This is a genomic window from Echinicola vietnamensis DSM 17526 (assembly GCF_000325705.1).
Taxonomy (GTDB): Bacteria; Bacteroidota; Bacteroidia; order Cytophagales; family Cyclobacteriaceae; genus Echinicola; species Echinicola vietnamensis.
The window spans coordinates 214,673-228,508 of record NC_019904.1 but is presented as its reverse complement, the minus strand read 5'-3'; the positions used below and the strand labels follow the sequence as shown (position 1 = coordinate 228,508).

Below are 13,836 nucleotides of genomic sequence, written 5' to 3'. Positions count from 1 at the left end.
TCGTGTGCGCTAATTTCCGAAGAGACTGTCAGCAGCGGGAACGAGTTCCGGCGCCCATATTTTTATGTTGTCAAATTTCCCCACATCGTCAAATGTTCCAAAACCAATTTGCCCCGTCTCGAAGTGGCTGTCCGTGGTTTCCATGATAGGGGAAGTCATGTCATCAAAGTACACTTTGATGCTTTGCTCTTCCAAATTTCTAACCACCCTGACTTTGTGCCATTGCTCGGTGCTTCCCCAGTCTATGCCGTCATTGACATGTTTTCCGATGGCCACCCTTGGGGCATCATTGACCAAGAAGATGTTGTGGGCATGTGGATCCGGTATGGAGGCGATGTGGGTGTAATAGAAGTTTGCAGGGGTTTTCATACCAAAGAATATACAAAGGTCCCGATGGCCATATTCTTTTCCGGTTTGTTGCAGTTCTGCTTCGAGGATAAAGCTGCCCACGCTTACACTTTTGATCACGGCGATGTTAAAAGGAGACCGGAAGGGTGGGACGTAATCGCTCTGTTGGGAAATCTCCAATGCGTAATTGTCCCCTTCTTTACGGAGGGACCAGGCATTGCTATCGGTCATTTCAAAATCCGCAATGGATTTTTCCCCTGAAAAATCCTGTTCATAAACCATTGAATAGTGATCGGGAATGGCTTGTCCCAAGAGGGTGAAATGTACTCCAAAATAAATTAATAACCTGAGTTCGATTAATAATTCCCCATAAATTGTCCGCCAAGAAACGTTCAAGCAAGAATAACACAAAAATTAATGTTAAAATTTATTTTATAAAAAAATTCACATATATAGATAATATTTTCTATGTATTTAATTAAAAACTATAATTAGAAACATAGAAAAAGCCATGTTTTTTCGTTATATTAAAGTGTTGAAGTTCAATACATTAACTACTAAAACATGACCTTAACTGACTCCAAAATTACCGAAATTTTCTATCTTATCGATGAATTCTGCATCCAATTTGAAAAATCCACTGAAAAACATATTCTTGGAAACAGGCCCAAGAGAAGGCCCAGAATGAGCCTGAGCGAAGTCATTACCATTATGGTGATGTTCCATACCGGGGGATTCCGAAACATGAAACACTTTTATCTCTATTTTATCAAAGTCCATAAAAAACACCTTTTCCCCCAGACCGTTTCCTACAACAGGTTTGTTGAACTGATGCAATCCGCCACCCTTCCGATGACTATATTCCTGAAAACCTGTTGTTTAGGAGAGGGGACAGGTATTGCGTTTATCGACTCAACTCCGATCAGGGTATGCAAAAACAAAAGGATAAAAAGGAACAAGGTTTTCAAAGATATTGCCCAGGTGGGCAAATCCACCATGGGATATTTCTTCGGCTTCAAGCTCCACCTGGTCATCAATGACAAAGGGGAGCTGTTAAACTTTGTGGTCACCCAGGCCAATGTTGATGACAGGGAGCCGCTTAGGAACAAAAGTTTCGTAAATAACCTAAAGGGGAAATTATATGCGGACAAAGGCTATGTTTCAAAGGATTTGACCGAATTGTTGTTTTCAGACGGGCTTCACCTAATTGCCAATATTAGGAATAATATGAAGAATGTCCTTATGGAAATGAAGGACAAAATCATGCTCAGAAAACGATCTGTTATTGAAACGGTAAATGATGAATTGAAAAACATGTGTCAGATCGAACATTCCAGGCACCGCTCTTTTGGAAATTTCATCACCAACATGATTTCAGGACTCATTGCCTACTCATTTTTCCCTAAAAAGCCCGCAATCAAATACCAAACAGTCCAAACTAACCAAATAGCCCTGTTTTAAAATCGAACTCAGGTTAATACCAATGACGGAAATAGCTTCATGAGGATGACATTTGAACATTCAGTATTGTTAAAGATAATTACAAATTTGATGAATTGAGAAGTTTCGTGAATAAAGTGAAAGACCCTTAGTCTATATCACGGTTTTGGGATATAGGTAAGGAGGTTTGGAGTCACCGGTGTCCATGGCACTAGGAACAAGTAATCCTTTTGTCCATTTGATGCTAATGGAGGAATCCTGTCATCTCAATGGTTTGAAGGGGCCCTTTTAAAAAACTTGTCAAAATTCATCCTCTATAAAATGAGTTGGATCCGTATCGTTCATAAAAAAACCGATCATCAGTGTGTGGAGTACTGTGATCGGCCTTTTTCGAAAAATAACCCTAACAAACCAGATAATCTATATCTGACCCCTAATTTCGTGAATTAATTTTAAAATACAAATAAAACGAAAATAAATTATGTTTTGAATTCTTTTATTTTACGCCGTGTGTCGTCAAATGGTGAGGTTATAAGTTTTGATTAAGAAAGTAAGGGGAAGATACGTTTATTTGCCTTGTTTGTGAAATAAGACTTAGTGAGTTGGTTATGAGGGGGTGAGATGAGGAATGAAGTGTCTCAAATGCGCCTAAATATAAAATGATGTGACGAATCGAAAATTTTGTTTTTGATAAAGTTGTCTTTTAATTAAGTTTTTAGGTAAATTAAAAACGAAAATATAATTTTGGTTTCCCATAATCGTTTTAAGATAACAAGTTATAATCGTAAATTATATCTTGTTGTTTTGATGGTGATCAAAAGGTTATGAATATAAAGTGTATTTGATAAATGAAACTTATTGAGTATTTTTCGAAAGATTTTTTTAGAGGATACTATTATTTAACAAAACTAGAACAGACATAAAAATATGAAAAAGACGGCACAGCGAAGGTCTAGAATCTTGGAGGTTTTGGATGAGCATGGACAGGTGAATGTCAGCGAGCTAAGCAAAGCCCTTGGCGTGAGTGAAGTGACGATTCGAAATGATTTGGCCAACTTGGAAAGAAATAAACTTTTGGTGCGGGCTCATGGTGGTGCATTTAAGACCAATAATATGGCGCTTCCGGTTACAGAAAAGAAAAAAATAAACCTGGATCTTAAGCGTAAGATTGGTAAAAAAGCGGTGTCGATGATTGAGGAGAATGACTCTATTATCTTGGATTCAGGGACCACCACTTTTGAGATTTCCAATAACCTGTCCAAGTTTGAACGGCTGACAGTCATCAGTAACGCCTTAGACATTGTCAATAATCTGGCCAGCTACGATAACCTCGATGTGATGATGCCGGGAGGTTTTCTAAAGGAGTTTTCCATGTCTTTGGTCGGTCCCATGGCAGAGCGAAACCTGAAGCAGCTACATTGTAACAAAATGTTTTTGGGGGTAGATGGGATCAAGGCAGATGTGGGTGTGTTTACGCATTATATGGAGGAAGCTTACCTGAATCAGATCATGATTGATATAGCAGAGGAGGTGATCGTGGTGTCAGATTCGACGAAGTTTAAAAAAATAGGATTGGCTTTTATCGCCGGTTTTAACAAAGTCCACAAGGTAATTACTGACGACCGAATTGAAACAGAGCACGTGAAAATGCTCGAAAGAAATAATGTGGAAGTGATTATAGCAGGGTGAGAAATGTGATTTGATCCGATAAATGGCCTTTTCCTATTTGCTGTAGGGAAAGGCCTTTTGGTTTAAATTCTTTTTATTCTTTTAGCACTACTTTTACGACCACTGGCATGTGGTCGCTAAAATCTACCGGAATCACTTTTACTTCTTTTATTTCCCACTGCACATTCTTGGACAGCCAAATATAGTCGATCCTTGTAGTGGGATCGTCAAAGGGAATGGTGGGTCTAGGGTCTCCAAAATCAGCTGCAGCATCTATGAAGTCCTTTCCAATGATGGAATATGGCTTTTCAGTAGGGTTGAAGTTAAGGTCTCCAGCTACCACTACGGCACCTTTTATGCCTTGGAGGTAGTTGACAATTGCATCGGTCTGAGCCACCCTGTTGGAGTCAAATTGGTGGCAAAGATGGGTAGCGCCAAAGGTGATTTGACCGCCGTTTTCAAGCGTATAGGTGGCCAATGCCATTGCCCTGCCTTCTCCGCCTTGTGGTGTGGGCAGGTCGATTTTGTGCATTTTTGCCGGGTGCTTGCTCAAAAGCCCTTCTCCATATCCCCCATTGCTGAAGTCAATGGCTTTGGCAAAATAGCCGTACATTCCCGTGCGATTGGCGAGTGCTTCTGCCAAGTCTACAGGGGTGTTGTCATAAATTTTTGCAGTACGTTGGGTCATGCTGTCCACCTCCTGTAAAGCCACAAAGTCGGGGTCAATGTCCCGGATCAGCTGGGCTATATCGTCCAAATTTGGATGTCCCTTGTCGTATGCTTGTTCTCCATGGTAAATGTTATAGCTCATCAGCGTAAGCGTGGTTTGTTGCGCGCTTAGCTGAAGGGCTGCTAATAGGAGTAATATTGTAAAAGATAGGTGTCTCATCAGTTCATGTTATTTAGGTATGCTGATCGAAAACTCGTTGCTTGATCTTCCATCTGGGGTGATGACAATATAGCGTAAGGTTAAACTGTCCTGCTCAGGGCCAACGATAGGTGCAGGGAAGGTTCCCGTGTAAAGGTTGGCCGTTTGATCTGCTTTGTGTCCGTCGACGGTGAAATATACTTTACTGTCTTTTACCAAAGGTTGGATGGTCACCAGTTTACGGCCGGATTGGTCGTCAGTGGAAAAGCTGACCTTGGCCTCCGGGACACGATAAAACACTTGGAGTTGCGCTAGCTCTGCCAGTCTTTTGGGAAGTCGGTGGCTGGTGAATTCGAGATAGTCCTTTTGAAGTTTTTCCGTCCAGGCCACTTCAGCCAATGCCAATGCCCTGGGGAAAAGGTGATATTCCAATTTGTGGTTTGTGGCAATGTATTCTGTCCACAGGTTGGCTTGTACCCCGAGGATATGGTTTTGCTGCTCAGGAGTCAATGCTTCTGGTCGTGGGGAGTAATCATAAACCTTGTCAAGGGGAAGGAAACCGCCTATTGCCAATGGCTCGGTGCTTTTATCTTCCGCCTGATAATGGTCAAAGTACATGTGGCTGTTTGGGGTCATGATGACATCATGGTTCATTCTGGCCGCGGCGATTCCGCCTTTTTCACCTCTCCAGCTCATGACGGTAGCGTTTGGCGCTAGCCCGCCTTCCAGAATTTCATCCCAGCCAATGAGCTTCCTCCCGTTTTCGTTCAGGAAGGTTTCTATCCTAGTAATGAAATAACTCTGTAGCTCATGTTCATCATTCAGGTTTTCTTTTTTGATAAGGTCTTGGGAAATAGAAGAGGTTTTCCAGTGGTCTTTAGGGGCTTCATCTCCGCCGATGTGGATGTATTCGCTTGGAAAGATCTCCATCACTTCCGTAAGGACATCTTCCAGGAATTTGAAAGTCTCCTCTTTTGCGCCATATATGTTGGGATGTACACCCCAGAATCCGGGAACAGTGGTGTTGAGGTCGTTGTCATAGGGTTCCCCCTTTTCGTTCATGGCCATGACGGATCCTGTTAAGGGTTTGCCGTCTTTTGGTTCGTGTCCATCCATTTTAAAACTGCCAAATTCTGGATAGGCTGCTAGGGCTGCGGAACTGTGTCCGGGGAGTTCGATCTCAGGAATGACCGTGATCATTCGATCTGAAGCATAACGGACGATTTCCTTTGCTTCTTCTTGGGTGTAGTACCCTCCGTGTTTTTGTCCGTCATAAATGAAAGGATCGTAGTCCCAGTATTGTCCGATGATGGTAGAATCACGCCAAGCTCCTATCTCTGTAAGTTTGGGGTACTTTTTGATCTCCAATCTCCAGCCTTGGTCCTCTGTGAGGTGCCAGTGCATTTTATTGAATTTAAAATAGGCCATCAGGTCGATCATCTTTTTTATTTCTGCTACCTCGAAAAAGTGACGCCCTACATCCAACATGATGCCCCTATAGTCAAACGCTGGTTTGTCTTTGATGGAAACTGCAGGGATGAGGCACGTGCCATCTATCTTGTTGATCAGCTGTAGGCTGGTTTGAAGCCCGTAGAATATTCCTTTTTCGGAACCAGAAATGGTGATATTGTCCTGGTTTACTTCCAAATGGTAGCTTTCGTCAGTCTCGTTTTTTTCAGGCAAAACGGATAAGCTGATGGATGGCCTGTCCTGCTCTAGTGCGGATACCGGTAAAGTAAAGCCGTGAAGTTTGAGTAGGAAATTATTGAATATGTCTGCTGATTTTCTTGAATGGTCGGTTTTGGCTAGAATATAGGCACTTTCAGTGAGTAGGAAGTTTCCTTCTTTTTTGGTGATTTCCGCTGGCTTTGGAATGACTGAAAGCTCCTGCTCCGCTTCTTGTGCATGAAGGCTTTTGAATATGAATAACGCCAGAAAGGCGATGGTTATTTTTTTGATGAGCATTGGGGATTGTTTTAAAATAGGTTTTGAGATTTTTCTTTCGTTATGTGATTTTTTAATTGGAAAAGAAATATAACGAAAATTTAATTGAGCTGGAATAAAGGTGTGAAAAAAAGGTGCTCTAATTTTATGGTAGGTGATTTCGGGGAAGGTTCAGCGAATGGAAGGAATGAAGCGAAGGAGTTTTTGTAGGCTTGGGTTAGGGTTTTCCTTGTTCCAAAGAGCCGTGATTTCTGCCTTTTGGGGAATATCGGGCAAAGGGATGAACTTCACGGCGGCATTGGAAACATTCTTGAAAGAAGAAGGTAGGAAGGTGATGCCCAAGCCGTGGTCCACGAGGTTTAGCACAGTGTGTCCATGGACGGTTTCGTGGGCAATGTGTGGTGAGAAACCACTGTCCTCACAGATGCTCAGTTGCAGCCTGTAATATAATTCCCCGTCTGCTTGGGTGGGGAGGATAAATTCTTCCGTTGCCAATTGGGCCATTTCTTTGAAGTTTTCAGGGCCGATAGGGTGGTTTTGAGGAAGTACAATTGAAAACGGTTCTCTGTAAACCAGCTGACTTCCGTATTGGGGTTGAGGATAAGGGTTTCTCAAGAAGGCAATGTCAAGCTCTCCGTTTTTGATCGCCTCTAATTGGGTCCGGCTGGTCATTTCGTTTAGATACGTTTGGATGTGTGGATGGGACTGGTGCATTTCGGTAAGGACATCAGGCAAAAACGTATGGATGCATGATCCCACGTAGCCAATCCGGATTTCACCCTTTTCGCCTTCTTGTACCAGTCTGGTATGGCTTTTTATGAGCTCCAATTGGTCAATGATGGCTTTTGTCTCTTTTTGAAAGTATTCACCGGCAGCGGTAAGCTGTACGTTACGTTTATCCCTTTTGAGCAATGCTGTTCCCAGTTCTTCTTCCAATAATTTGATCTGCTTGGAAAGGGCGGGCTGGACAATAAACAACCGCTCAGCTGCTTTTCGGAAATGCAGCTCCTCTGCCAGTACCAAGAAATATTTTACTTGCCTTAATTCCATTGTGATCACTTTTGGTTATTAAATAGTGAATATAATACTATTTTTCATTATTAGTAATAATCTTGACCTTTGTAGGTGTCAGTGAATAGACCCATTTATTATTACAGATTTAAAGTGATCAATTATGATAGAGGTACTCGAAAAGCAAGAAGCGTATAGGGTTGGTGAAATGCCTGTTACCTTAGAGCGGATTTACCGCGTAGTGAGCGAAGGTAAGCGTTTGGAGCTTTCATCGGCTGCGATTGAGCGTATTCAGCAATGTCGCGCGTACTTGGATGATAAGATTTATAAGGATGAGGCGGCTTTGTATTACGGGATCAATACGGGGTTTGGCTATCTTCAGCAGGTGAGGATTGACCGAAATGAAATCCAGCAGCTCCAGTATAACTTATTGCAGTCCCATGCATGTGGAGTGGGAGAGAAGGTGCCGAAAGAATTGGTAAGGCTGATGTTGTTGACCAAGATAGAGTCCCTTTCCCGTGGGCATTCAGGTGTCCAGCTGGAAACGGTCCAGCGGTTGGTAGATTTTTATAACCACGATGTGTTGCCAGTGGTGTATAATCAAGGATCACTGGGGGCATCAGGTGATTTGTCACCGCTTTCACATTTAAGTTTGCCATTGATCGGAATGGGAGAGGTCTATTTCGAAGGGAAAGTGTGTCCCAGTGCACAGGTGCTGGAACAATTTGGCTGGCAGCCAGTGACGCTGCGTTCAAAGGAAGGGCTTTCACTGATCAACGGTACCCAGTTTATGTTGAGTTATGGCGTGCACATTACCCAAAGGGCTGAGGCGTTGTTTCGTTGGGCAGATTTGATCGCAGCCATTTCTGTGGACGGGTTTAATGGGAACCTACAGCCTTTTAATGCGCTTATTCACCGGATAAGGGCTCATGAGGGCCAGGTAGATACTGCGGCGAGTTTGCGACATTATTTGGAGGGAAGTGAGATTGCTCAGTCTAAGGAAAAGCAGGTGCAAGATCCGTATTCTTTTCGCTGCATCCCTCAAGTGCATGGTGCTTCAAAAGATACGCTTGCGTTTGTGAAAGGGACATTTGAGCGTGAAGCAGATTCTGTGACGGATAACCCTAATATCTTTCCTGATGAAGATGAGATTTTATCAGGCGGCAATTTCCATGGCCAGCCGCTTGCGTTGGCATTTGATTATTTGGCCATAGCGATGGCAGAAATCGGTAGTATATCTGAGCGAAGGACCTACCAGTTGCTTTCCGGTCAGCGTGGCCTTCCGTTGTTCTTGGTGGATGATCCGGGGCTGCATTCAGGGTTGATGATACCGCAATATACCGCTGCCTCTGTGGTGAGTGAAAACAAGCAGCTTTGTACGCCGGCTTCGGTGGATTCGATTGTTTCCTCAAATGGTCAGGAAGACCATGTCAGCATGGGCGCCAATGGCGCAACGAAATGCCTGCGTGTTTTGGACAACTTGGAAAAAATACTGGCTATAGAGTTGTTGACAGCTGCGCAGGCATTGGAATTTAGAAGGCCTGCAAGGAGTTCTGAAATTGTGGAGCGGTTGATAGGGGTATATCGAGACCACGTGAGTTTTAATGCTCAAGACAGGGTGTTGTCCGTGGATATTAAAAATACAATAAAGTTTTTAAGAGATAGGAGTGTCGAGGAGTTCGAAAAGTGAGTCGAATCTCTTTTGAAATAAGCTGTGCGTGTTGAAGCAAAAAAAAGACTGCCTCGCAGAGGCAGTCTTTTTATATATTTGGGAAATATCCTTCTGAAGGGATTGTTTTTTTAGTCAACCAAGTGTTTTTCTACAGCGATAAAAGGGAGGTCGAATGCTTCGGCCACAGCCTTGTAAACCACATCGCCTTTTACTACGTTTAGTCCTAAAGCCAGCTCTTTGTTTTCTTTTGAGGCTTTTTTCCAGCCCTTGTCGGCCAATTGGATGGCATACGGAAGGGTGGCGTTAGTCAGGGCGATCGTCGATGTGTAAGGAACGGCTCCAGGCATATTGGCCACGCAATAATGTAGTACGCCGTCGATGGTGAAAGTAGGGTCTTGGTGTGTGGTAGGTTTGCAGGTTTCGATACATCCACCCTGATCCACCGCAACATCGACCAATACTGTTCCAGGCTGCATTTCCTTCAGCATGTCCCTGGTGATAAGGTGCGGCGCCTTGGCTCCTGGGATCAGGACGGCCCCGATGATCAGGTCGGCTGTTTTAATCAATTCCCGGATGTTGTATTCATTGGACATTCTGGTTTTTACATTGGCAGGCATGACGTCAGAAAGGTATCTCATTCGAGGAAGGGAAACATCCAGAATGGTGACGTCGGCTTTCATCCCGGCGGCCATCCAAGCGGCTTGAGTTCCTACTACCCCTCCGCCTAAAATCAGGACTTTGGCGGGTAACGTACCGGGTACTCCGCCCATCAGGATTCCTTTTCCTCCCAATGGTTTTTCTAGGTAATTTGCACCTTTTTGGGTAGCCATTCTACCAGCTACTTCTGACATAGGGACAAGTAAAGGAAGGCCTCCTCCTGCTTTTTCCACGGTTTCATACGCCAAGCAAACCGACTTGCTTTTGATCATGGCATTGGTCAGTGGTTCGTGCGAAGCAAAGTGGAAATAGGTGAACAAAAGCTGGTCTTCTCGTACCAAATCATATTCTGGTTCGATGGGTTCTTTCACCTTCATGATCATCTCAGCGATGCGGTAAGTTTCCTCGATAGTGGGCAGGATTTTGGCTCCAGCTTCTTCGTAGAGATGGTCAGGGAAGCCGCTGCCTTCGCCAGCCGTGTGTTGGACATATACGGTATGGCCTCTTTTGACCAGTTCTTGAGCGCCAGCAGGTGTTAAGGCAACTCTGTTTTCGTTGTTTTTAATCTCTTTGGGTATCCCTATGATCATAACAAATATTGGTTGGATGTACTACTTACCTTGCAAATATACTAACTGTAACGTGATTGGTTGTTAGATACTTACTGATTATTTTGGTACAGGTAAGAAAAATAATGGTTTGTAGAATAAAATTTTATTAACTATTTCACAATTACATAAAGTTTTAAAACAATTCTTTTTAGATATTTTTTATTTGGTGCTCAATTTTTTAAAAATTGACGTTGCTTTAATTCTATTAAGTAAAATTTTAAAATATTGTAATTTTATCGTGATTTCGTTATTGTCAGAATATTATTTTATTAATATCGTTGTGATTAATTGTTTTTGAAATTTATTATGGAGATTGAATGGTAATACTTGATGGTTCTATTTGTATAGAACTTAAAAATCAGTATTTTTGAAGTACCTTGAAAAACCCAAAATACCTGTTAATTTATAAATATGATAGAATTGGAAACGTTACCAACACATAAGGTTAAGCTAGATTTAGAAAAGGATCAAATTTTATTTGATTACAAGATTGTTCAGCAAAGTCGCCAAGCTTCCCTGATGGGGAGGAAGGAAGTCTTTATGGGCAAGGCTAAATTTGGAATCTTCGGTGACGGCAAGGAGCTGGCGCAAGTGGTCATGGCGCGCTACTTCAAGAAGGGAGATTGGCGGTCCGGTTATTATCGAGACCAGACGTTTATGCTGGCAATCGAGGAGCTGAAGTTGCAGGAATATTTTGCCCAGCTGTACGCACATACCGTCGTTGAGGAAGAGCCAGCTTCTGGTGGACGGTTGATGAATGGACATTTTGCCACTCGTTCGTTAAATGAAGATGGCACATGGAAAGATATTAGAAATACCAAAAACTCAGGTGGTGATATTTCACCTACTGCCGGCCAGGTTCCCAGGTTGATCGGTTTGGGGTATGCCTCGAAATTATTTAAAGAGAATGAAGCCCTTCAGAGGCTTGAGCAATTTAAAGGACTGGGAAAGGAAATTGCCTGGGGGACCATCGGTAATGCTTCTTGTGCAGAAGGGATGTTCTTGGAGACGATCAATGCGGCAGGGGTCTTACAGATACCATTGGTTCTTTCGGTATGGGACGATGATTATGGGATTTCTGTACCCAACGAATTTCAGACGACCAAAGGCAGTATTTCAGAAGCCTTGGCAGGATACCAAAGAACGGAAGAGAAACCCGGAGTAGAAATTATTGTTGCCAAAGGTTGGGATTATGAATCCCTTCATGCAGCTTATAGGAAGGCCGAAACATTGGCCAGGGAAGCATCTGTTCCTTCACTGGTTCATGTGATCGAAATGACCCAGCCACAAGGGCATTCTACCTCTGGATCCCATGAACGCTACAAATCCAAGGAGCGGTTGCAGTGGGAAGCAGATCATGACTGTAATATGATGTTCCGGTCCTACATTTTGGAAAATGGTCTTGCCACCGAGGAAGAACTTGACGAGATCGATAAAGAGGCGGTGCGTTTTGTGCGCGAGCAGAAGGATAAAGCTTGGAAGTCTTTTACCGAAGATATAAAATCAGACCTTAAGACCGTCGTAGGCCTGATTAAGGAGGCCGCTGGCCAAAGCAAGCAGCAAAATGCCCTCAATCAGCTGGCCGATGACCTTGCCAAAACCTTGAATCCCATTCGTAAAGATGTGTTTGGTGCCGTCCGCAAGACATTGTTATTGATGCGATTTGATGCGGAGGAGGCAAGAGGTCCCCTGAAAGCATGGTATGAAGAGCAGAAAAAGCGTAATTATGATCGCTACAATAGTCATTTGTACAGCGAGTCCGAAGAAGGGAGTCAGCATGTTCAAGTCATTGCCCCGGTTTACACCGAGCAATCTCCAACGGTGGATGGCAGAGAGGTCTTGCAAGCATGCTTTGATCAAATGCTCAGCAATGATCCCCGGGTGTTTGCTTTTGGGGAAGATGTGGGGAAGATAGGAGATGTTAACCAGGCTTTTGCGGGACTCCAAGAAAAGCACGGGGAGCTTCGGGTAACCGATACGGGAATCCGTGAAATGACGATTATTGGTCAGGGAATCGGGACTGCTTTGCGTGGATTACGCCCTATTGCTGAGATTCAGTATTTGGATTATATCTATTATGCACTGATGACCTTGACGGATGATTTGGCCTGTTTGCACTATCGGACGAAGGGTGGTCAGAAAGCCCCAATGATTGTCAGAACCAGAGGGCATCGACTTGAGGGAGTTTGGCATTCTGGCTCGCCTATGAGTGCCATTTTGGGCAGTTTGAGAGGGCTGTTGGTGTGTGTGCCCCGAAACATGACGCAGGCCGCTGGAATGTATAATACTTTGTTAAGAAGTGATGAGCCGGCACTGATGATTGAGTGCCTCAATGCTTATCGCCAAAAAGAACTGATGCCTACCAACGTAGGTGAGTTTACGGTGCCGCTGGGAAGACCTGAAGTGCTTCGTGAAGGGACGGATATTACCGTGGTGACTTACGGGGCGATGTGCCGCATTGTATTGGATGCTGCCGAGCAATTAGTGGAATACGGGGTTTCAGTGGAGGTCATTGATGTCCAAACACTGTTGCCTTTTGATGTGGATCATGTCATTTTGGAATCCATTAAAAAGACCAGCCGAGTTATTTTTGCAGATGAGGATGTTCCAGGAGGAGCTTCCGCCTATATGATGCAGCAGGTGTTGGAAAAACAAAAAGCTTATTACCAGCTGGATTCTGAGCCAGTGACGCTGTCTGCTCAGCCTCACCGTCCTGCTTATTCATCAGATGGGGATTATTTCTCCAAACCGAGCGTGGATGATGTGATCGAAAAAGCTTATCTAATCATGCACGAAGTGGACCCCATAAGCTATCCAATGTGGTAACCCTATAAGGAAAAGGGGAAAAAACGGCTTGGACCAAACCTTTGGTCCAAGCCGTTTTTTATTGCTGCTGAATTTGGTTGAGGGTGAATTCAGGCGTGGAAATAACGTTACTTTTATTAAGGGCCCGGTCTTGAATCTGAAGGTCCAGTCGGACAGTATCATTTCTGAAAATGGACCGCCATCCAGAAGACAGCATGGCGTATTCAATAGTGCCTTCTACTGCTCTTTGGTTGTTGTCGTTAAGGATCAAAGGGAAACGCCCGTCGAAGGTGGTGTAATAGGGTGCGTCAGTCCATTTGAATTCATTAAAAGTGCCGTTTCGCTTGATGAAAAACCGGACAAAAATATTGTAATAGTCCGGGTTATGTTCCACCCAGAGGGTGTCCTCGATGGTCTCGTTATTGATGGTAGGTTCCACCGCCCAGTCTCTAGGGTTATAGGAGGGAGCATCTTCGGGGCGGTTGGAATACGTGATATAGTCTCCATTTTCGTCAGTGAGGAAAAAGAGGGGGTTGTAGGGAGGGTTGTCTTCCCTTGGGTCAAGCCCAAGATCACCTTCCGCATCCCGGAAATTTATAGCTACCTTTAAGGAATCTGAAGCACCATCTACTTCCAAGTATGACAGTCCTTCATAACTGATCTCCGGGACAGTAGGGAAGTTGTCAGGGGGAGATACGCAGGCACCTGCGGAAAAAATTAAAACCAAGATATATGCATAGCTTTTTGCTTTCATATGGCCAGTAATAGTTATTGATGTAGAGTCAATCTTAAATTTGCTTAAATTTGTCCAT

10 protein-coding genes are annotated in these 13,836 nt (G+C 43.7%); 4 read left to right on the top strand and 6 right to left on the bottom strand.

The window, feature by feature from the left end; all coding sequences use genetic code 11:
- Window positions 1-9: 9 nt before the first annotated feature.
- The gene (locus tag ECHVI_RS01015; protein WP_015264072.1) at window positions 10-759 is read right to left on the bottom strand and encodes a hypothetical protein; all 750 of its coding nucleotides are present in this window, start codon (window positions 757-759) and stop codon (window positions 10-12) included.
- Window positions 760-912: 153 nt separating this feature from the next.
- Between ECHVI_RS01015 and ECHVI_RS01010 the strand changes: the two genes are divergently transcribed.
- Window positions 913-1,809 carry an IS982 family transposase gene (locus ECHVI_RS01010; protein ID WP_015264071.1) on the top strand — a complete coding sequence of 299 codons (897 nt, stop codon included), beginning with the start codon at window positions 913-915 and terminating at the stop codon, window positions 1,807-1,809.
- A gap of 906 nt (window positions 1,810-2,715) precedes the next feature.
- Entirely contained in the window at window positions 2,716-3,477 is a 762-nt protein-coding gene (gene agaR / locus ECHVI_RS01005) for a transcriptional repressor AgaR (protein ID WP_015264070.1), read from the top strand.
- A gap of 73 nt (window positions 3,478-3,550) precedes the next feature.
- Here agaR and ECHVI_RS01000 read toward each other — a convergent pair whose 3' ends face one another.
- The 3 genes from ECHVI_RS01000 to ECHVI_RS00990 all read right to left on the bottom strand — a co-directional run bounded on the left by ECHVI_RS01000 (window position 3,551) and on the right by ECHVI_RS00990 (window position 7,318).
- A complete protein-coding gene (locus tag ECHVI_RS01000; RefSeq protein ID WP_015264069.1) occupies window positions 3,551-4,345 on the bottom strand; it encodes an endonuclease/exonuclease/phosphatase family protein in 795 nt (264 codons plus the stop codon).
- A 9-nt stretch (window positions 4,346-4,354) separates the two neighbouring features.
- A complete protein-coding gene (locus ECHVI_RS00995; RefSeq protein ID WP_015264068.1) occupies window positions 4,355-6,289 on the bottom strand; it encodes a beta-N-acetylhexosaminidase in 1,935 nt (644 codons plus the stop codon).
- Window positions 6,290-6,439: 150 nt separating this feature from the next.
- Entirely contained in the window at window positions 6,440-7,318 is an 879-nt protein-coding gene (locus tag ECHVI_RS00990) for a LysR substrate-binding domain-containing protein (RefSeq protein WP_015264067.1), read from the bottom strand.
- A 124-nt stretch (window positions 7,319-7,442) separates the two neighbouring features.
- Between ECHVI_RS00990 and hutH the strand changes: the two genes are divergently transcribed.
- Entirely contained in the window at window positions 7,443-8,969 is a 1,527-nt protein-coding gene (gene hutH / locus ECHVI_RS00985) for a histidine ammonia-lyase (RefSeq protein WP_015264066.1), read from the top strand.
- Window positions 8,970-9,079: 110 nt separating this feature from the next.
- Here hutH and ald read toward each other — a convergent pair whose 3' ends face one another.
- Entirely contained in the window at window positions 9,080-10,198 is a 1,119-nt protein-coding gene (gene ald / locus ECHVI_RS00980; RefSeq protein ID WP_015264065.1) for an alanine dehydrogenase, read from the bottom strand.
- Window positions 10,199-10,630: 432 nt separating this feature from the next.
- On the opposite strand from ald, the gene ECHVI_RS00975 reads away from it, so the two are divergent.
- Window positions 10,631-13,045 carry an alpha-ketoacid dehydrogenase subunit alpha/beta gene (locus tag ECHVI_RS00975; protein ID WP_015264064.1) on the top strand — a complete coding sequence of 805 codons (2,415 nt, stop codon included), beginning with the start codon at window positions 10,631-10,633 and terminating at the stop codon, window positions 13,043-13,045.
- Window positions 13,046-13,103: 58 nt separating this feature from the next.
- On the opposite strand, the gene ECHVI_RS00970 is transcribed toward ECHVI_RS00975, so the two are convergent.
- The gene (locus tag ECHVI_RS00970; RefSeq protein WP_015264063.1) at window positions 13,104-13,778 is read right to left on the bottom strand and encodes a hypothetical protein; all 675 of its coding nucleotides are present in this window, start codon (window positions 13,776-13,778) and stop codon (window positions 13,104-13,106) included.
- Between the last annotated feature and the right edge of the window lie 58 nt (window positions 13,779-13,836).